The organism is Pseudomonas sp. St386, from assembly GCF_018325865.1.
In the GTDB taxonomy this organism is placed as follows: domain Bacteria; phylum Pseudomonadota; class Gammaproteobacteria; order Pseudomonadales; family Pseudomonadaceae; genus Aquipseudomonas; species Aquipseudomonas brassicacearum.
Window position 1 is genome coordinate 6,224,167 of sequence record NZ_AP021900.1, and the last position, 18,765, is coordinate 6,242,931.

An 18,765-nucleotide genomic window follows, 5' to 3' on the forward strand; every position below is an offset into this window, starting at 1 on the left:
GAGGGCCTATAGCTCAGTTGGTTAGAGCAGAGGACTCATAATCCTTTGGTCCACGGTTCGAGTCCGTGTGGGCCCACCAATTCGAAAGCCGCGCATTGCGCGGCTTTGTCGTTTTTGAGACTGTGGACTTTGCGCACCAGGCGAAGGTTTTCATAAACGGCTCTGCAAACAGGTAGTCCCCGACGAGCCTCCCACTGTCGCCTTCAGGCGTTGCAACCCGCAGCACAAACACTGCGCATCCCAAGTCCCTTGAAGGCAGCGACCCGATTGAACATCGACACACGCATCAAATTCCGTCATCTGGTGTGTTTTCTCGAAGTGGCGCGCCAGGGAAGCCTGGCCCGTGCGGCAGACAAACTGGCAATCAGCCAACCGGCACTTTCCAAGACATTGAAGGAGTTGGAAACGTTGCTGGCCGCCGTGCTGTTCGAACGAAGCAAGAAGGGGGCGACGCTGACGGAAGCCGGCGCAGCTTTTCTGCGATATGCGGGGCCAAGCGTGCAAGCGCTGCGCGAGGGGGTCAACAGCCTGCGCGCAGGTGTCCACGAGCCCGTTGCCATTAGCGTTGGCGTGCTGTCCACGGTTGAAAGCCTGTTGGTCCCTGAGGTTGTCTGTCGACTGCATGCTCGACATCCGGCCCTGGTAATCAGCGTGGTGACCGGTCCCAGTGCGCATTTGCTATCGCAATTGCGCGTCGGTGAACTGGACCTGGTGGTTGGCAGAATGACCGATAGCCCATTGATTCATGGGCTGGCGTTCGAACACCTCTACAGCGAGTCCATGACCCTGGTGGTGTGCAACGACCATCCTGTGCTCGCGAATCCACAGGGGCACAGGAATCTCGAAGACTATCCCTGGGTGCTTCCATTGGCGGGGACGACCATCCGTAAATTCGCCGACGCCCTGTTTGTTCAGCACGGCATTACCCCATCACGCCAACGCCTGGAAACCCTATCGATCGCGTTGAGTCGACGCTACGTACAATGCAGCCAGGCCATCTGGGTTGCACCTTTCGACGCGGTCCGGCAGGACTTGAAACAAGGCGCTTTGGTGGAGCTAGATTTAGGGGCACGGGAACCAGGCGGTTCCGTGGGGCTGTGCACAAATCCCGCGTTGCCGGTGACACCCCAGGTACAGTGGTGCATGGAGGTTCTCCGCGAAGTCGGCCAGGAATACCTCGAAGGAAAATATCCATAACCATTTGGATATGGATCAAGTCGGTTTTTTCAATTTTTGGTTGGGCCACGCAAAAGGAAACTGGGCTACCAGTCGCTGCCAACGCAGCGCTTGCCTTTGCCAAACCATAACAATAGGAAAAATCGACATGTCTGATGCGCATGATAGCCGCTTCGTCATTCGTGACCGTAATTGGCACCCCAAAGCCCTGACACCTGACTACAAGACTTCGATCCTGCGTTCACCGCGCCAGGCCCTGGTGAGTATTCCCCAGTCGCTGTCGGAAACCAGCGGGCCGGATTTTACCCATCTGAAAATGGGCCAGCACGATAACGATCTGCTGCTCAATTTCAATCACGGCGGCTTGCCCATCGGCGAACGCATCATCGTCGCGGGCCGGGTCTGTGACCAATTCGGCAAACCGATTCCCCATACCTTGGTGGAAATGTGGCAAGCCAATGCGGGTGGTCGTTACCGGCATAAGAAAGACAGTTATCTGGCGCCGCTTGATCCAAATTTCGGTGGGGTCGGCCGCGCGCTGACTGACCGTGACGGCAACTACAGTTTCCGCACGGTCAAACCGGGTCCCTACCCATGGCGCAACGGCCCCAATGACTGGCGGCCGGCACACATCCATGTCTCCATCAGTGGTCCGTCCATTTCCACGCGCTTGATAACTCAACTGTATTTCGAAGGCGATCCGCTCATTCCCATGTGTCCGATCGTCAAGACGATCGCGAATCAGGAGGCGGTGCAGAGCTTGATCGCCAAGCTTGATATGAGCATGGCCAATCCTATGGATTGCCTGGCTTACCGCTTTGATATTGTTCTGCGCGGACAGCGCAAGACCCACTTCGAAAACCGCTGAGGAGGCATGCGCATGTCCATTCAACTTCTACCTGAAACCCCTTCGCAAACTGCCGGCCCTTATGTGCATATCGGCTTGGCGCTGGAGGCGGCTGGTAATCCGCCGCGAGAACAGGAAATCTGGAATGAAATGGCCAAGCCTGGCGCGCCAGGTGAGCACATCGTACTGATGGGCCACGTTCATGACGGCAACGGCCATTTGATTCGTGACGCGTTTCTGGAGTTCTGGCAGGCGAATCCGCAAGGCGTCTACGACAGCGCATACGATCTGGAAAAGCCCTTCAACTGTTTTGGCCGTACTGCCACCGCCGAAGACGGAACGTGGATCATCAAGACCGTAAAACCCGGCACAGTGAAGAACGCCGCAGGTTTTCCCATGGCCCCGCATATCAACGTTTCCCTGTTTGCTCGCGGGATCAACATTCACTTGCAGACCCGCCTGTATTTCGACGATGAATCCGAGGCGAACGCCGTGGACCCCATCCTGGGTCTGATCGAGCAGTCGCCGCGTCGCGAATCCCTGATTGCCAAGCGCTCCACGCTGGATGGCAAGTTGGTTTACCGGTTCGACATTCATGTGCAGGGTGAATCAGAAACGGTGTTCTTCGATTTTTAATCGCCACTCGTACAGTGCCGAGGCGTGAGCACTCGAGTTGTCTAGATGCCGCCCGCCCCTAAAACCAGACCCATCAAGGTCTGGTTTTTTGTCGAATTCAGCTTTGAAGACTGACGTTTTTTTGATCGCCATAGCAACTCTGGCAACCAACCGCTCCCCGCCCTTGCCCCTGTACTCACCTGTAGTAATACTCTGTGAGGTTCACCCTCCCCACGCCTAAGCCCTTGCAGCTTCCTCACTGAGACGCCCATCATCGCCAGCCCCAGCCTCTCTCGACTGTTTCTTGAACTGTTCTGGCAACTCGGCATCCTGCTGGCGCCAGCCTTTTTCGTCACCTTGCTGCCGCCCCCATTGGCTTTGCTGGCGGTGGTATGCCTCGGGCTGCTGATGGGGCTTGCCGCCCGCCTGAGCTTTTTGGCGATGGGCCGAGGCATCGCCCGGCTGACGGTCGGCGCTGTGTTTGGCCTGGGTTTCAGCCTGGGCCGGGCGTTGCCTGAGTGGTGGGGCATCTTGGTAGCGATCGTCGGCATCATGGTCGGGCTCGCCTGCGTCAGTAGCTGGGAGAGGCGCCTTGGGTTGACACCCATTTCCAGCAAAGGGCCGAGTGCCTGGGGCGGAAACGAACCGCTGCTGACCCCTGAAGGCGAGCCGATCCGAGCGTTCAACCACGGCGAAATCGCCATGGGCGGCCCGACTTATTGCGACTATCTGTTCCCCGACGGCGTGCTCCTGCAAGGCCTGGGCTCTTCGGCCGTGTTCTCCAGCGACGGACGTTATTTCGCGGCACCGGTACCGTCCCGGCAGGCATGGGGATTGGTGGTGCTCGACCGTCAGCAACGCCAGTTGTACCGCTGCGCCGACAGCGAACTCTGGGAGTTGGACGCTTTTGACCTCGACCTGTTAAGCGGACGCCATAGCCCACTGGTGGATAACAGCGTTCGCGAAACCCGGCTCGATGAGCTGTTGCAAACGGCCAGCGTCACCCCCCTGGTGCCTGTCGGCGATCTGTGGCTGGAGTCCGATTGTCACCCTGAGCAAACCTTCGAACGACGCTCCGTTGATGGCCGGCAATGCCTACAGGGCAATATTTTTTTGCCCTCGACCTTTGGTGACCTGGCCCAGCCACTGGATCCCCTGCTTTCGCCACGCTATACCGTCAGCGTCAACGGACAAACCTCCAACCTGCTGATGGCGGCAGACGCACCGTTGGTGTGGAGCACCGATCAACGCGCCCTGGTGTGCCTGGCCCAGGCGCGTAATCCTCAAGCAGATGGCGACCAGTATTGGTTGTGGCAGCTCGACAAAGGCTGGCGCGCCTTGCCGTTGCCGTGGGTGAAAAGTGCGACTGAACCGTCCTTCTACTGGCATGAGTTGCTGAGCCTCGACGCGCACCATGTGCATATCGGCGCGTACCTCGACTATCCGCGACCGGGTTCCGGCCGGTATGGCTACCGTCTGGACAGCATTCATAGCGACACCGAAACCCAGGCCGGTCACGACGCCCAGGGTCGGGTAAACGTCGCTGAATTCACACTGACCCGCACGGCCATTGTGATGCCGTTGGACAGCCGAGGCCTGCGCGGTGACTCGTACATCGAGACGCAACCGATGCTGGGTGGCGCATGCGCTCAGCTCATCTGGCTTTGCGACAATCGCGAGGGGCTTGGCGGTTATCGCAGCCAGATTGGTGATTGGCACTTGTCAGGCAGTTGGCTGCTGGATCATCGCATCTCTGACTGCGGGCGTTACCTGGCACTGCTGCCCTTTGCAGACTCAACGACAGTGGCCACCCATGCGGTCATTGCAGATGTGAGGGATCGACGCCTGCTGGAAGGGCCTGCCATGTGGGTGGAACGAATACTCGATTTTCGTGACGGTCGGTTGAGTCTGGCAGTGGTGGCCGGTCGTCTTGATCACGACCTGGACAGCAGCGCGCTGCAACGCTTCAACATCCCTGCGCCGCCGATCGGCAGCGACCCTTCGTTCTTTCATCCCAACGAGCAATCCCGGCTGTTCTACAACACTGTGGACCTGCAGGTGACCGACTCACAACTGCACCGCGTTGCTCCCTGGCGCCTGGTGGATTGTCCACAAGTGGCCAACGCCGACGGTGACTTCATCCAGCCCGCCCCCGACCATCAGGACGCCGCCTGGCTGTTCGGCAGCGAAACGGAATATGCCGACAGTTGGGTGCGTGCGCAGACGCCCCGGCTCGGAGGCCATTTGCTGACAGCCTCAGGCTGCGCGTTGGTCGACCTGGCACCGTCGATGATCTGGTCGACGGATAGCCGTTACCTGGCCCTGACCTGTATGGCAACCGATGTGACAGAACAGTGTGGAAGTTATCGAGGCTGGCAATTACTGCTCCTGGATGTCCAGGAACACACGTTGCGGGTGCATCCGCAGTGGCTGGGCAACCGGCCGCTGTTTGAAAGCTTCGACGCCGGGCAGCTGCATGTACGGTGTTTCGAGCGCGATTGGGAAGCGCAAGATGATGACGACCCAGGCTCAGTGCAGTCGTTCTCACTGCATCTCTTGTTGCAGTTGCCCACCGAACAGCTGGTTTGCCAGGACGGTTTCTGGTTCAGGACTTCACAGATACACCTGGCCTCCGCCTGGCGCGCACTGGCTTTGCCTGCCATTGGCTATTTCGCACGTGAGAGCCTGTAACATGCTCGCCATCGAATGCCTGCGCCGGAGCCCACTTTGACTGACACCCGCCCTCCCGTCCTCGACGAAATCGACCGGCAGCTGATCGCGGCGCTGCAAATCAACGCCCGGGAAAGCGTCGCCATGCTCGCCCGGCAACTGGGTATCGCCCGCACGACCGTGACCTCGCGGCTGGCACGCCTGGAAAAGACCAAGGTGATTACCGGGTATGGCGTGCGCCTGGGGCAACGAGTGATTGACGGCGGCTTGCAGGCTTACGTCGGCATCAAGGTCCAGCCGCGTTCCGGCAAGGACGTGTTGCGGCGCTTGAGCGCCATGGCCCAGGTACAGCAGCTGTGCGCGGTCAGCGGTGAGTTCGACTATGTCGCCTGGTTGCGCACGGACTCGCCGGAACAGCTGGACCAGTTGCTGGACCAGATCGGCAGCGTGGACGGCGTGGAGAAGACCACCACCTCGATCATCCTCAGCAGCAAGATCGATCGAGGCCAGCCAGTCTAAGCCCTGCGTCACTTAACCTGTGGGACCGGTTTCGTCATTATGATTTACGAATAGGTCAAAATGACTGACTCATGCTCAAAACGACGACATATTGTGTCTTATTAACGTGTTCCACCCTCCCTAGAATGGCTGGCATCTTTCCTATACTCAGACGCGAACACCGCGTCGAGTCGCCCATCAAGGTCAGCCATGAACAAGAACAATCGCCACCCAGCAGACGGTAAGAAGCCCATCACCATTTTCGGGCCGGACTTTCCTTTCGCCTTTGACGACTGGATCGAGCATCCGGCTGGCCTGGGCAGCATTCCCGCCCACAACCACGGTACCGAAGTGGCGATCGTCGGGGCCGGGATCGCCGGTCTGGTGGCGGCGTACGAGCTGATGAAGCTGGGTCTCAAGCCCGTGGTCTACGAGGCGTCGAAGATGGGTGGGCGCCTGCGCTCACAAGCATTCAATGGCGCCGAGGGGGTGATCGCCGAGCTGGGCGGCATGCGTTTTCCGGTGTCCTCCACCGCGTTCTACCATTACGTCGACAAGCTGGGCCTGGAGACCAAACCGTTCCCCAACCCGCTGACCCCGGCGTCCGGCAGCACTGTCATCGACCTGGAAGGCCAGACCTACTACGCGCAGAAACTGGCGGACCTTCCCGCACTGTTCCAGGAAGTTGCCGACGCCTGGGCCGATGCGCTGGAGGATGGCTCGCGCTTCGGCGACATCCAGCAGGCGATCCGCGACCGCGACGTGCCACGCCTCAAGGAGCTGTGGAACACCTTGGTGCCACTGTGGGACGACCGCACCTTCTACGACTTCGTCGCCACCTCCAAGGCCTTTGCCAAGCTCTCTTTCCAGCACCGCGAAGTGTTCGGCCAGGTCGGTTTCGGCACCGGCGGCTGGGATTCGGACTTCCCCAATTCGATGCTGGAAATCTTCCGTGTCGTGATGACCAACTGCGACGACCACCAGCATTTGGTGGTCGGCGGCGTCGAGCAGGTGCCCCACGGCATCTGGAACCACGTGCCGGAACGCTGCGTGCACTGGCCGCAAGGGACCAGCCTGAATTCGTTGCACCTGGGCGCCCCACGCAGCGGCGTGAAGCGCATCGCCCGTGCGGCTGATGGCCGATTCAGCGTGACCGACGTCTGGGACAACACCCGCGAGTACGCCGCGGTGCTGGTCACCTGCCAGAGCTGGCTGCTGACCACCCAGATCGAATGTGAAGAAGCGCTGTTCTCGCAAAAAATGTGGATGGCCCTGGACCGCACCCGCTACATGCAATCGTCGAAGACCTTCGTGATGGTCGACCGGCCATTCTGGAAGGACAAGGACCCGGAGACCGGCCGCGACCTGATGAGCATGACCCTGACCGACCGTCTTACCCGTGGCACCTATCTGTTCGACAACGGGGACGACAAGCCAGGGGTGATTTGCCTCTCGTATTCCTGGATGAGCGACGCGCTGAAAATGCTGCCGCACCCGGTGGAAAAACGCGTGAAGCTGGCCCTCGATGCCCTGAAGAAAATCTATCCCAAGGTGGACATCGCCGCCCGGATCATCGGCGATCCGATCACCGTGTCCTGGGAAGCCGACCCGCATTTCCTCGGCGCATTCAAGGGCGCCCTGCCCGGCCACTATCGTTACAACCAGCGCATGTATGCGCATTTCATGCAGGACGACATGCCGGCCGAACAACGCGGGATCTTTATCGCTGGTGATGACGTCTCATGGACACCGGCCTGGGTCGAAGGCGCGGTACAGACCTCACTCAATGCCGTGTGGGGGATCATGAAACACTTCGGCGGTGAAACTCACGCCGAGAACCCGGGTCCAGGTGATGTGTTCCACGAGATCGGTCCGATCGCCCTGCCCGAATAAAAGGAGTTTTCGATGCGTGTAGCCCTCTACCAATGCCCACCGCTGCCACTGGATCCGGCCGGCAACCTGCAACGCCTGCACCAGGTGGCGCTGGAAGCCAGGGGCGCCGATGTGCTGGTGCTGCCGGAGATGTTCATGACCGGCTACAACATCGGCGTCGACGCGGTGAATGTATTGGCCGAGGTCTACAACGGCGAATGGGCGCAACAGATCGCCCGCATTGCCAAGGCCGCCGGCCTGGCGATTGTCTACGGCTACCCTGAACGCGGCGAAGACGGGCAGATCTACAACGCCGTGCAACTGATCGACGCCCAGGGCGAGCGCCTGGCCAACTACCGCAAGAGCCACCTGTTCGGTGACCTCGATCACGCCATGTTCAGCGCCGGCGACGCCGCATTGCCCATCGTGGAGCTCAACGGCTGGAAGCTCGGCCTCCTGATCTGCTACGACCTGGAATTTCCGGAAAATGCCCGCCGCTTGGCCCTGGCCGGTACCGAGCTGATCCTGGTGCCGACCGCCAACATGCAACCCTACGAGTTCATCGCCGACGTCACCGTGCGAGCCCGGGCCATCGAGAACCAGTGTTTCGTGGCGTACGCCAACTACTGCGGCCACGAAGGTGAATTGCAGTACTGCGGCCAAAGCAGTATCGCCGCACCGAATGGCAGCCGCCCGGCCCTTGCGGGGCTGGATGAGGCCTTGATCGTCGGAGAACTGGATCGACAACTGATGGAAGACTCCCGCGCGGCCTACAACTACCTGCACGATCGCCGCCCAGAGCTTTACGACGATCTGCACAAACACTGATTGAGGATTGAGAACGCGGCCTAATCCGCTAGCATGAGCGCATCTTTGTTCTGGAAGCGCTCATGCCGGCCCCCGACTCCCTCCGCCCCCACACTGAAACCCTGGCCAACGGCTTGCAGGTGACATTGCGTCACGTCCCAGGCCTCAAGCGCAGCGCTGCAGTACTGCGAGTCGCGGCTGGGAGCCATGACGCGCCCCTGGCCTGGCCGGGATTGGCGCACTTGCTCGAACATCTGTTCTTTCTCGGCACCGAGCGTTTTCCCGCTAGGGAGAACCTGATGGCCTACGTGCAGCGGCACGGCGGCCAGGTCAACGCGCGTACCAGCGAACGCACCACGGATTTTTTCTTCGAATTGCCACCCGCAACCTTCGCCGACGGACTGGAACGACTGGGGGACATGCTCGCTCACCCACGCCTGGATGAGGCCGATCAGTTGCGCGAACGGGAAGTGCTGCACGCCGAGTTCATCGCCTGGTCCCAGGATGCTGCAGCCCAGCGACAGCTTGCCTTGCATGACGGCCTGTCGGCGCCCCATCCGCTGCGGGGTTTTCACGCCGGCAATCGCGATAGCCTGGCGGTGACGCGAGCCGAATTCCAAAGCGCATTGCACGACTTCTATCGCCGCTTTTACCAGAGCGGCCAGATGATCCTGAGCCTGGCCGGCCCGCAAAGCATCGACGCCTTGAAAACGCTGGCTGATCAGTTCGACAACCACATACCTGCCGGCGAAGCGCTTGCCAGGCCGGCACCGCCAAAACTGATGGCATCGTCCCAGACGAGTTATCAACAGGCCCGCGAGGGTTGCCTTGATCTGCTGTTCGCCTTCGAAGACTTGCCTGCCGCCTCGCCTCAAGCCCTGGATTTTCTGTGTACGTGGCTGAACTCCAGCAAACCGGGCGGCTTGCTCGCCACGTTGCGTCAGCGCGGCCTGGCTGACAGCCTCAAGGCCACCGCGCTGTATGAGTTTGCCGGGCAGGCGCTGCTGCACATCGGATTCAAGCACGCCAACGCTCAGACAGCGGCGCAGATCCAGCCGTTGCTGCACGACTGGCTGGGGTTCTTTGCCGCCCAGGACGACTGGGCGCCGTTGCGCCAGGAGTTCACCGCACTGTTGCTGCGCCGGAAGGAGACAGGATCGGCCTTGCAGTTGGCCCGCTGGGATTGTGAAGGACGTGACAGGCCGCTGTTGGCAAACGATCTCCTGAGGCTCAGGGAAATCCTCACGCAACTGCACCCTGCCGATAACGTAGCGGGGCAATGGCAACTGCCCGCGCCCAATCCGTTCCTGCAAACATCAAGCGAAGCGCCCCGCGCCGGGCTGATACGCGGCCAGACCAGCGCCCATCGCGGCTTGCGAACCTTCGCCCAGGATCGCTCCCGGGGTCGCCGGGAACGCTCGCCCATGCAGTTCAGCCAGGCGCTGCCAGACAACGGTCGTGAAGGCGCGGTGTACCTGCGTTGGCAACTGACAACCCAGGCACCGCTCGACTTTCAATCCAGGCTCGACCGACACCTGCAGGATGTGCGAGAGGATGCTCGCCAGGCCGGCGTGGACGTCAGCTTCGAGCCCTCCGGTCATCAATGGCTACTGAAACTGGTTGGCTTACAGGCGCCGATACCGTTGGTGCTCGAACACGTTCTGACGAAGCTTGCGCAACCGCTGCCAATGGCCCTGGCCAGCCACGAAACCCCGCCGATGCCGATTCGGCATCTGTTGAAGGAGCTGCCAGATCACTGCCGTCACAACCGGCAAGCGTCGGCGTTACCAGTGCCCGACAGCGACCAAAGTGTGTGGATCACGGCACGATGGGACGGGTTGTCCATCGGCCTGTCGGCGGCCACCCAAGGGGCGTTGGGCCCAGCGTTGGCCCGGGTACCGGGCACCGCCAGCGATGAAGCCGACCTGGCGCCGGCGCCTCGCGGGCAACGCCTCTGGCATGAGCTCCAGACTCACGGCGAAGAACCGGCCGTGCTGTTGTTTTGCCCGACAGCCACCCCGACGCTGGCCGACGAAGCCACCTGGCGGCTGCTAGCACAGCTGTGTCATACGCCGTTCTACCAGCGCCTGCGCGTGGAGTTGCAGTTGGGTTATGCGGTGTTCAGTGGGTTGAAGCAGATCGACGGGCAAACCGGGGTGTTGTTCGGCGTCCAATCACCCAGCCTGTCTGCGACGCAACTGAGCGTCCACATCGAACAGTTCCTGCTCGGGTTACCAGCATTGCTCCAGCAGCTCGATGATGTCTCCCTGACCGGCCAGCAGCAGGCGCTTGCCGCCCAACTCCAGAGCACTGCCCTGCCCTGCGCCCAGGCCGCCGAACTGCTCTGGCAGGGCAAGCTGGCCGGCCGCCCGTCGGATTATCTTGAGCAACTGTCCGCTGCCATCGTGTGCCTGGATCGCACCCAGCTACAAATGGCCGCCCAACGCCTGATCGAGGCTGAAGGGGGATGGTATTGCCTGAGCAACGGAGCCTGCCCGGGAGAGCGCTGGCAAGCGGCGCAATGATCATTGCAGGGGCCGTAATGAGCTTTCTTCGAGAATCGCGGCGAACGAAGATGTCAGATTTAGTAACATAGGCGCCTAAGCATCTGAACATCTCCGAACGGAGGTGGACTATATGTATAGGTCTCAACCGTTCTATCTAACGAAAGCATCCCAACCAAAGGAGTATTCCCATGTCTTGGTCCAAACCCGCATATATCGACCTGCGTATCGGTTTCGAAGTCACCATGTACTTCGCCAGCCGTTGAATGCTGCAGGCGGTTAAGCACGCAGCACTACGCCTCGGCCAGCCGAGGCGTTTTTATTTCGGTTTGCAGATGGAGCAGCCATGTTCGTCCAGATTCTAGGTTCTGCCGCCGGTGGCGGTTTCCCCCAGTGGAACTGCAACTGCGCCAATTGCGCAGGTTTTCGCGACGGCAGCCTGCGGGCCCAGGCACGCACCCAATCGTCCATCGCCCTGTCCGATGACGGTGTGAACTGGGTGCTGTGCAACGCCTCCCCGGACATTCGCGCCCAGCTCCAGGCGTTCGCCCCGATGCAACCGGGCCGGGCCCTGCGCGACACGGGCATTGGCGCGATCATCCTGATGGACAGCCAGATCGACCACACCACCGGCCTGCTCAGCCTGCGTGAAGGTTGCCCACATCAAGTCTGGTGCACCGACATGGTCCATGAAGACCTGAGCACGGGCTTTCCGCTGTTCAACATGCTGACCCACTGGAACGGCGGGTTGAGCTGGAATCGCATCGAACTCGACCAGAGCTTCACCATCGCCGCCTGCCCGAACCTGCGCTTCACCCCGCTGCCCCTGCGCAGCGCCGCACCGCCCTATTCACCGCATCGCTTCGACCCGCATCCGGGCGACAACATTGGGTTGATCGTCGAAGACCTGCGCACAGGTGGCAAGCTGTTCTATGCCCCGGGCCTGGGCAAGGTCGACGAGTCGTTGTTGGAGATCATGGCCGGCAGCGATTGCCTGCTGGTGGACGGTACGATGTGGGACGACGATGAAATGCAGCGCCGTGGCGTCGGCACCCGCACTGGCAGGGAAATGGGCCACCTGGCCCAGAATGGCCCCGGCGGTATGCTGGAAGTACTGGAACAAGTACCTGGGCCGCGCAAGGTCCTTATCCATATCAACAACACCAACCCGATCCTGGACGAAGACTCGCCCGAGCGGGCTGAACTTGTACGTCGAAAGATTGAAGTGTCTTACGACGGAATGAGTATTGAGTTGTAAGAAGGGCGGAACGATTGTGGGAGCGAGCTTGCTCCGGGCGGCGATCCGACGATGGGGCCAGCCCTGACGCCACAGAACCCACGGGCATTTCCCGGAGAACCAAAATGACTGACATCCCCCTGTCCCCCGCCGAGTTCGAAGCAGCCCTGCGTGCCAAGGGCGCGTATTACCACATCCATCACCCGTATCACGTGGCGATGTATGAAGGCCGCGCGACTCGCGAGCAGATCCAGGGCTGGGTCGCGAACCGTTTTTACTACCAGGTGAATATCCCGCTCAAGGATGCCGCGATCCTGGCCAACTGCCCGGACCGGGAAATCCGCCGCGAGTGGATCCAGCGCCTGCTCGACCACGACGGCGCTCCCGGCGAAGACGGCGGCATCGAAGCCTGGTTGCGGCTGGGCCAGGCGGTGGGCCTGGACCCCGATCAACTGCGCTCCCAGGAGCTGGTGCTGCCCGGGGTGCGTTTTGCGGTGGATGCCTACGTCAACTTCGCCCGCCGGGCCTGCTGGCAAGAAGCCGCCAGCAGCTCGTTGACCGAACTGTTCGCCCCGCAGATCCACCAGTCGCGCCTGGACAGTTGGCCCCAGCATTACCCATGGATAGACCCGACCGGCTATGAATACTTCCGCACCCGCCTGGGCCAGGCCCGGCGTGATGTGGAACATGGCCTGGCGATCACCTTGCAGCACTACACCACTCGCGCAGGTCAGGAGCGCATGTTGGAGATTCTCCAGTTCAAACTGGACATCCTCTGGAGCATGCTCGACGCCATGAGCATGGCCTACGAATTGAACCGCCCGCCCTACCACAGCGTTACCGGGCAACGGGTGTGGCACAAAGGGATCACCTTATGAGTTTCGATCGCAGCAAAACCCCGCGCTGGCGCCCCGGCTATCGCTTCCAGTACGAACCGGCCCAGAAAGGCCACGTGCTGCTCTATCCTGAAGGCATGATCAAGCTGAACGACAGCGCTTCGCTGATCGGTGGCCTGATCGACGGTGAACGGGATGTCGCGGCCATCATCGGCGCGTTGGCGAAGCAGTTTCCCGACGTGCCGGAACTCGGTGACGACATCGAGCAATTCATGGAGGTCGCCCTTGCACAGCATTGGATCGAACTTGCCTGACACCACCGGTCTGCCGCCCAAGCCTGAAGTCGGCCTGCCGCTGTGGTTGCTGGCGGAGCTGACCTATCGCTGCCCGCTGCAATGCCCCTATTGCTCCAACCCGCTGGACTTCGCCGAGCAAGGCCAGGAGCTGAGCACCGAGCAGTGGTTCAAGGTCTTTCGCGAAGCCCGCGAGATGGGCGCCGCGCAGCTGGGTTTTTCCGGCGGCGAGCCGTTGGTGCGCCAAGACCTGGCCGAGTTGATCGGCGAGGCACGCCGGCTGGGTTTCTATACCAACCTGATCACCTCCGGCATCGGCTTGACCGAGCAGAAAATCAGCGACTTCAAGAAGGCCGGCCTGGACCATATCCAGATCAGTTTCCAAGCCAGCGACGAGCAGGTGAACAACCTCCTGGCAGGCTCGAAGAAAGCCTTCGCGCAAAAACTGGAAATGGCCCGGGCGGTAAAGGCCCACGGTTATCCGATGGTGCTGAACTTCGTGACCCATCGGCACAACATCGACAAGATCGATCGCATCATCGAGCTGTGCATCGCCCTGGAAGCCGACTTCGTCGAGCTCGCCACATGCCAGTTCTACGGCTGGGCGCAGCTCAACCGCGTTGGCCTGCTGCCCACCCGGGAACAACTGGTACGCGCCGAGCGTGTCACCAACGAATACCGCGCCAAGCTGGAAGCGCAAGGCAACCCGTGCAAGCTGATCTTCGTCACGCCGGACTACTACGAAGAACGCCCCAAGGGCTGCATGAATGGCTGGGGCAGCATTTTCCTCACCGTCACGCCGGACGGCACGGCATTGCCCTGTCACGGTGCCCGCCAGCTGCCGGTGCAATTTCCCAACGTGCGCGACCACAGCATGCAGCACATCTGGTACGACTCGTTCGGCTTCAACCGCTTCCGCGGTTATGACTGGATGCGCGAACCGTGCCGCTCCTGCGATGAAAAAGAAAAGGACTTCGGCGGCTGCCGCTGCCAGGCGTTCATGCTCACAGGCGACGCCAGCAACGCCGACCCGGTGTGCAGCAAGTCCGAACATCACGGTGTGATTCTCAAGGCGCGGGAAGACGCCGAGCACGCTACGCAAACCATTGAACAATTGGCCTTTCGCAATGAACGAAACTCGCGCCTCATCGCCAAAGGCTGAGCCTTTCAGCGCCGCCCAGGCCGTCGCCGCCGGCACCGACTTCGCCGAACTGCAGCTCGGGCCGTTGGGCCTGTTCTGGAATGAATACCGCCCCGCAGACGGCGCCTGCCGGATCTGGCATTGGCAAGACGCCATGCCCCGCTGCCTGACACCGGACGGGTTCAGCGCGCGCAGCCGGGTCTATGAATACGGCGGTGGATCATTCTGCCTGAGCCACGACGGTGTGCTGTTCGTCAATGAGGCCGACCAGCAGCTGTACCACCAATCCCTGAACGACGAACACCCCGTGGCGCTGACCTCGGGTGACTGCCGTTATGGAGATCTAGGCTTCGCCGACGGCCAGGTATTGGTGGTGGAAGAACAGGCCAACCAGCATCGGCTGGTGTCGATCGGCTTGGCGGATCATCAGCGGCATCTGCTGGCCGAAGGTGCAGATTTCTATGCTTCGCCGACCGTGAGCCCGGACGGTCAGCGGCTCGCCTGGATCGAGTGGAGCCGTCCGCATCAACCCTGGACCGCAACGCGGTTGATGCTGGCCGAGCTCAACGCTACGGGTTGGGGTGCGCCGCGCTGTGTCGCGGGCAACGGTGAAGAAGAGTCCATCCAGCAACCGCGCTTCGATGCGACCAGTCGTCTTTATTGCCTGACTGATCGCGGCGGTTATTGGCAGCCTTGGGTGGAGTCGGCCCAGGGCCTGGAACAGCTGCCTGCCGCCCAAGCCGATCACGCCCCAGCGCCGTGGCAACTGGCTGGCTGCACCTGGCTGCCGCTGGGCGAACACACGTACCTGGCCAGTTGGACCGAAGCAGGTTTCGGGCGCCTGGGTCTATGCCACGGTGACGATGTCGATGAAGACTTCACCGGCCCCTACACCCGCTTTCGCAGCCTGGCGCTGGATGAACGGTTCATCTACGCCGTTGCAGCCTCGCCGACCCGGCCATCGGCGGTCATTGCCATTGAGCGGCATAGCCACGAAGTGGCCGTGCTGGCCGGCGGCGTCACGCCCTTGCCTATCGAGCAGATCAGCCGTCCTCGAACCCTGCGCTATCCATCCGCGTCAGGCGAGGCCCACGGGTTCTTCTACCCGGCCATGAACGCACCCGCAAAGCCACCATTGGTGGTGTTCATTCACGGCGGCCCCACCTCGGCCTGTTATCCCCTGTTCGACCCGCGTATCCAGTATTGGACCCAGCGTGGCTTTGCCGTCGCCGATCTCAACTACCGCGGCAGCAGCGGCTATGGCCGGGCCTATCGGCAGGCGTTGCATTTGAATTGGGGCGTGGTGGATGTCGAGGACGCCTGCGCGGTGGTCGCGTATCTGGACGAACAAGGCCTGGTCGATGGCCGACGTGCGTTCATTCGAGGCGGCAGTGCCGGTGGCTACACGACGCTCTGCGCCCTGGCATTCCATGATGTATTCCGCGCCGGCGCCAGCCTCTATGGCGTGAGCGATCCTGTCGCCCTGGCCCGTGCTACGCACAAGTTCGAAGGTGATTACCTGGACTGGCTGATCGGCGATCCGCAACAAGACGTCGAACGTTACCGCGCCCGTACCCCGCTGCTGCACGCCGGGAACATTCGCGTGCCGGTGATCTTTTTCCAGGGTGAACTGGACGCCGTGGTCGTGCCGCAGCAAACCCGCGACATGGTCAACGCTTTACAGGCCAACGGCGTGGCGGTCGAGGCGCACTACTATCCCGATGAACGCCACGGTTTTCGCAAGGCCGCGAACCAGGCCCATGCGCTGGAGCATGAGTGGTTGTTCTATCGCAAGGTGATGGATAGCGACCTGTAGGACGCAAAAAACTGTGGGAGCGAGCTTGCTCTCGATAGCGGTGTGTCAGTCGATGAAAATGTTGACTGGGCCATGGCTATCGCTAGCAAGCTCGCTCCCACAGGAGTTCCTAACCGATGAATTCAGCGCTTGGCGATGATGTACACCGCATGCACGATGCCAGGGATATAACCCAACAACGTCAGCAGGATATTCAGCCAGAAAGCCCCGCCGAAGCCGACCTGCAGGAACACCCCCAGTGGCGGCAGCAGGATGGCGATAATGATGCGAATGAAATCCATGGATGACTCCCTGATCGACGATGGCCAAATTGCCATATAGCTCATTGACCTCAGGCCGCTCGCCAGGGTTCAGTGAAACGCAACCAGAAGCAGCCCCGATGGTGGGGCCTGCCAGGAACAAAAAACGCAGGCAAAAGAAAACCCCGCCGAAGCGGGGCTTTGCAGACTGTTTCCCTGACATCCATTTCACTCTGCCGTCCTGGCAGAATCCTACGTGTCCATGTTGTTACTTTGCGCGTCCTGCGCTACATCCATGGAAGCTAGATTATCCCTGGATCCAATCCGCCGATAGAGGGAAAACGCCAGCACGATGTGTAAGATAATGCTTACACATCGTCATGATTTCAGAACTGGCCGGCTTCCAGCAGGAACAGCGACTCGCTGCCCGCCTTGACCGAAGCGCTCAAGGAATGAATACGCGGCAGCAGGCGGGCGAAATAGAACCGCGCCGTACCCAGTTTGCTCGCGTAGAAATCATCCTGGCTTTCTTTGCCCAAGGCCGCCCTGGCCATCAGAGCCCACATGTACGCATACGCGGTGTAGCCAAACGCCTGGAGGTACTCCACCGACGCCGCGCCGATTTCGTTCGGGTTGCTTTTCGCCCGGTCCAACAGCCAGTCGGTCAACTCGTCCAGCGTGTCGACAGCGCTGTTCAACGGCTTGATGAACTCCGCCAGATCGCTGTTCGCGGTGGCAGTGAAGTGACGGATTTCATCGGCAAACAACTTGTAGAACGCACCGCCGCTGCCGACGATCTTGCGCCCCACCAAGTCCAGCGCCTGGATACCGTTGGTACCTTCGTAGATCTGGGTGATACGCACATCGCGCACCAGTTGCTCCTGGCCCCATTCACGAATGTACCCGTGGCCGCCGAACACCTGTTGACCATGGACTGTGGTTTCCAGGCCCAGGTCGGTCAGGAAGGCCTTCGCCACCGGTGTCAGCAACGCCACCAGGTCTTCGGCGCGCTTGCGCGTGACTGGGTCTTCGCTGAACTTGGCGGTGTCCAATTGCATCGCCACGTAGGTGGAAAATGCCCGGCCACCCTCGTTCGAGGCCTTCATGGTCAGCAGCATCCGGCGCACGTCGGGGTGGACGATGATCGGGTCAGCGACCTTGTCCTTGTTCTGCGCACCGGTTGGCGAACGGCTTTGCAGCCGGTCACGGGCATATTCGATGGCATTCTGGTAGGAACGCTCACCGGAGGCCAGGCCTTGGATACCGACGCCCAGACGTTCGTAGTTCATCATGGTGAACATGGCCGCCAGGCCCTTGTTCGGCTCGCCTACCAGATAACCTACGGCTTCGTCGAAGTTCATCACGCAGGTGGCGGATGCCTGGATGCCCATCTTGTGTTCGATAGAGCCGCAGTTGGCCGCGTTGCGCGCGCCCAGGCTGCCGTCGGCATTGACCATGAACTTGGGCACCAGGAACAACGAGATGCCCTTGGGGCCTGCCGGCGCGTCCGGCAGTTTCGCCAGCACCAGGTGAATGATGTTCTCGGTGAGATCGTGTTCACCGCCAGTGATGAAAATTTTCGTACCGCTGACCTTATAGGAACCGTCGGCCTGGGGTTCGGCCTTGGTGCGGATGATCCCCAGGTCCGTACCGGCATGAGGCTCGGTCAGGCACATGGAACCGGCCCAGACGCCGGCGTACATGTTCGGCAGGTACGCCGCTTTCAGTTCTTCGCTGGCATGGGCATTGATCGACAGGCAGGCGCCAGCGGTCAGCATCGGGTACAAGCCGAAGGACAAGCTGGCGGAGTTGACCATTTCCTCGACCTGGGCCGAAACGGCCTTGGGCATGCCCATGCCGCCGTACACCGGGTCACCGCCGACACCGACCCAACCGCCTTCAGCGTAAGTCTTGTAGGCCTGTGGGAAACCTGCCGGCGTGGTGACGGCGCCGGCGGCCCAGTGGCAACCTTCTTCGTCAGCGGCGCGGCTGAGGGGCGCGATGCTTTTGCTAGTGACTTTGCCGGCTTCTTCAAGGATCGCTTCGACCGTTTCGGCATCCACGGTGTCGGCCAGCGCCGGCAATTGGGCCCAGAGTTTCGCGACCTCGAACACTTCATTGAGGACGAAGCGCATATCGCGCAGGGGCGCTTTGTAGTCAGCCATGGCAAACCTCGCAGGATCTAAACAGTTGGTTCGTAAAAGACGGTTTTCG

At 61.0% G+C, this 18,765-nt stretch carries 16 protein-coding genes and 1 tRNA gene; 15 read left to right on the forward strand and 2 right to left on the reverse strand.

Going from position 1 to position 18,765, the window contains the following annotated elements:
* The first annotated feature begins 2 nt into the window (after positions 1 to 2).
* From KI235_RS27640 to KI235_RS27710, 15 genes are all read left to right on the forward strand, one after another.
* Positions 3 to 79 (forward strand) — tRNA-Ile (locus KI235_RS27640).
* Between the two features lie 188 nt (positions 80 to 267).
* On the forward strand, positions 268 to 1,197 hold the full coding sequence (gene pcaQ / locus KI235_RS27645; RefSeq protein WP_212795384.1) for a pca operon transcription factor PcaQ: 930 nt from the start codon (positions 268 to 270) through the stop codon (positions 1,195 to 1,197).
* Between the two features lie 127 nt (positions 1,198 to 1,324).
* The gene (gene pcaH / locus KI235_RS27650; protein ID WP_212795888.1) at positions 1,325 to 2,044 is read left to right on the forward strand and encodes a protocatechuate 3,4-dioxygenase subunit beta; all 720 of its coding nucleotides are present in this window, start codon (positions 1,325 to 1,327) and stop codon (positions 2,042 to 2,044) included.
* 12 nt (positions 2,045 to 2,056) lie between these two features.
* Positions 2,057 to 2,659 (forward strand): protocatechuate 3,4-dioxygenase subunit alpha, encoded by a 603-nt coding sequence (gene pcaG / locus KI235_RS27655; RefSeq protein ID WP_003206206.1) that lies wholly within the window; start codon positions 2,057 to 2,059, stop codon positions 2,657 to 2,659.
* A 387-nt stretch (positions 2,660 to 3,046) separates the two neighbouring features.
* Positions 3,047 to 5,329 carry a hypothetical protein gene (locus KI235_RS27660; RefSeq protein ID WP_230494463.1) on the forward strand — a complete coding sequence of 761 codons (2,283 nt, stop codon included), beginning with the start codon at positions 3,047 to 3,049 and terminating at the stop codon, positions 5,327 to 5,329.
* Between the two features lie 36 nt (positions 5,330 to 5,365).
* Positions 5,366 to 5,827: an Lrp/AsnC family transcriptional regulator gene (locus KI235_RS27665; protein ID WP_018607342.1), complete on the forward strand. Its 462-nt coding sequence runs from the start codon at positions 5,366 to 5,368 to the stop codon at positions 5,825 to 5,827.
* 189 nt (positions 5,828 to 6,016) lie between these two features.
* Positions 6,017 to 7,699 carry an NAD(P)/FAD-dependent oxidoreductase gene (locus tag KI235_RS27670; RefSeq protein ID WP_003206211.1) on the forward strand — a complete coding sequence of 561 codons (1,683 nt, stop codon included), beginning with the start codon at positions 6,017 to 6,019 and terminating at the stop codon, positions 7,697 to 7,699.
* A 12-nt stretch (positions 7,700 to 7,711) separates the two neighbouring features.
* Positions 7,712 to 8,506: a carbon-nitrogen hydrolase family protein gene (locus tag KI235_RS27675; protein WP_003206212.1), complete on the forward strand. Its 795-nt coding sequence runs from the start codon at positions 7,712 to 7,714 to the stop codon at positions 8,504 to 8,506.
* A gap of 62 nt (positions 8,507 to 8,568) precedes the next feature.
* Positions 8,569 to 11,010 carry a pyrroloquinoline quinone biosynthesis protein PqqF gene (pqqF, locus tag KI235_RS27680; protein WP_114731507.1) on the forward strand — a complete coding sequence of 814 codons (2,442 nt, stop codon included), beginning with the start codon at positions 8,569 to 8,571 and terminating at the stop codon, positions 11,008 to 11,010.
* Positions 11,011 to 11,180: 170 nt separating this feature from the next.
* Complete coding sequence (pqqA, locus tag KI235_RS27685) at positions 11,181 to 11,255, forward strand: pyrroloquinoline quinone precursor peptide PqqA (protein WP_003177660.1); 75 nt, start codon at positions 11,181 to 11,183, stop codon at positions 11,253 to 11,255.
* 80 nt (positions 11,256 to 11,335) lie between these two features.
* Positions 11,336 to 12,247, forward strand: a complete 912-nt coding sequence (gene pqqB, locus KI235_RS27690; protein WP_003206215.1) for a pyrroloquinoline quinone biosynthesis protein PqqB — start codon at positions 11,336 to 11,338, stop codon at positions 12,245 to 12,247.
* 104 nt (positions 12,248 to 12,351) lie between these two features.
* Entirely contained in the window at positions 12,352 to 13,104 is a 753-nt protein-coding gene (gene pqqC, locus KI235_RS27695) for a pyrroloquinoline-quinone synthase PqqC (protein ID WP_003206216.1), read from the forward strand.
* A complete protein-coding gene (gene pqqD, locus KI235_RS27700) occupies positions 13,101 to 13,376 on the forward strand; it encodes a pyrroloquinoline quinone biosynthesis peptide chaperone PqqD (RefSeq protein ID WP_003206218.1) in 276 nt (91 codons plus the stop codon). Before pqqC ends, pqqD begins: the two co-directional genes overlap by 4 nt.
* Positions 13,348 to 14,517, forward strand: coding sequence for a pyrroloquinoline quinone biosynthesis protein PqqE (gene pqqE / locus KI235_RS27705; RefSeq protein ID WP_003206220.1), 1,170 nt, complete (start codon positions 13,348 to 13,350; stop codon positions 14,515 to 14,517). The genes pqqD and pqqE overlap by 29 nt, the downstream gene beginning before the upstream one ends.
* Entirely contained in the window at positions 14,483 to 16,312 is a 1,830-nt protein-coding gene (locus KI235_RS27710) for a S9 family peptidase (protein WP_013694384.1), read from the forward strand. Before pqqE ends, KI235_RS27710 begins: the two co-directional genes overlap by 35 nt.
* A gap of 122 nt (positions 16,313 to 16,434) precedes the next feature.
* Here the strand turns inward: KI235_RS27710 and KI235_RS27715 are convergent, their stop codons facing one another.
* Positions 16,435 to 16,593, reverse strand: coding sequence for a YqaE/Pmp3 family membrane protein (locus KI235_RS27715; protein WP_003177654.1), 159 nt, complete (start codon positions 16,591 to 16,593; stop codon positions 16,435 to 16,437).
* A 344-nt stretch (positions 16,594 to 16,937) separates the two neighbouring features.
* On the reverse strand, positions 16,938 to 18,716 hold the full coding sequence (locus KI235_RS27720) for an acyl-CoA dehydrogenase C-terminal domain-containing protein (protein ID WP_003206225.1): 1,779 nt from the start codon (positions 18,714 to 18,716) through the stop codon (positions 16,938 to 16,940).
* Between the last annotated feature and the right edge of the window lie 49 nt (positions 18,717 to 18,765).

Bases quoted from the DNA above. Each gene is read 5' to 3' on its own strand.
- KI235_RS27710 (WP_013694384.1), top strand. From the start codon at position 14,483: ATGAACGAAACTCGCGCCTCATCGCCAAAGGCTGAGCCTTTCAGCGCC.
- pcaG (WP_003206206.1), top strand. From the start codon at position 2,057: ATGTCCATTCAACTTCTACCTGAAACCCCTTCGCAAACTGCCGGCCCT.
- KI235_RS27715 (WP_003177654.1), bottom strand. From the start codon at position 16,593: ATGGATTTCATTCGCATCATTATCGCCATCCTGCTGCCGCCACTGGGG.
- pqqD (WP_003206218.1), top strand. From the start codon at position 13,101: ATGAGTTTCGATCGCAGCAAAACCCCGCGCTGGCGCCCCGGCTATCGC.
- KI235_RS27675 (WP_003206212.1), top strand. From the start codon at position 7,712: ATGCGTGTAGCCCTCTACCAATGCCCACCGCTGCCACTGGATCCGGCC.
- KI235_RS27660 (WP_230494463.1), top strand. From the start codon at position 3,047: ATGGGGCTTGCCGCCCGCCTGAGCTTTTTGGCGATGGGCCGAGGCATC.
- pqqC (WP_003206216.1), top strand. From the start codon at position 12,352: ATGACTGACATCCCCCTGTCCCCCGCCGAGTTCGAAGCAGCCCTGCGT.
- pcaH (WP_212795888.1), top strand. From the start codon at position 1,325: ATGTCTGATGCGCATGATAGCCGCTTCGTCATTCGTGACCGTAATTGG.
- pqqF (WP_114731507.1), top strand. From the start codon at position 8,569: ATGCCGGCCCCCGACTCCCTCCGCCCCCACACTGAAACCCTGGCCAAC.
- KI235_RS27670 (WP_003206211.1), top strand. From the start codon at position 6,017: ATGAACAAGAACAATCGCCACCCAGCAGACGGTAAGAAGCCCATCACC.
- KI235_RS27720 (WP_003206225.1), bottom strand. From the start codon at position 18,716: ATGGCTGACTACAAAGCGCCCCTGCGCGATATGCGCTTCGTCCTCAAT.
- pqqB (WP_003206215.1), top strand. From the start codon at position 11,336: ATGTTCGTCCAGATTCTAGGTTCTGCCGCCGGTGGCGGTTTCCCCCAG.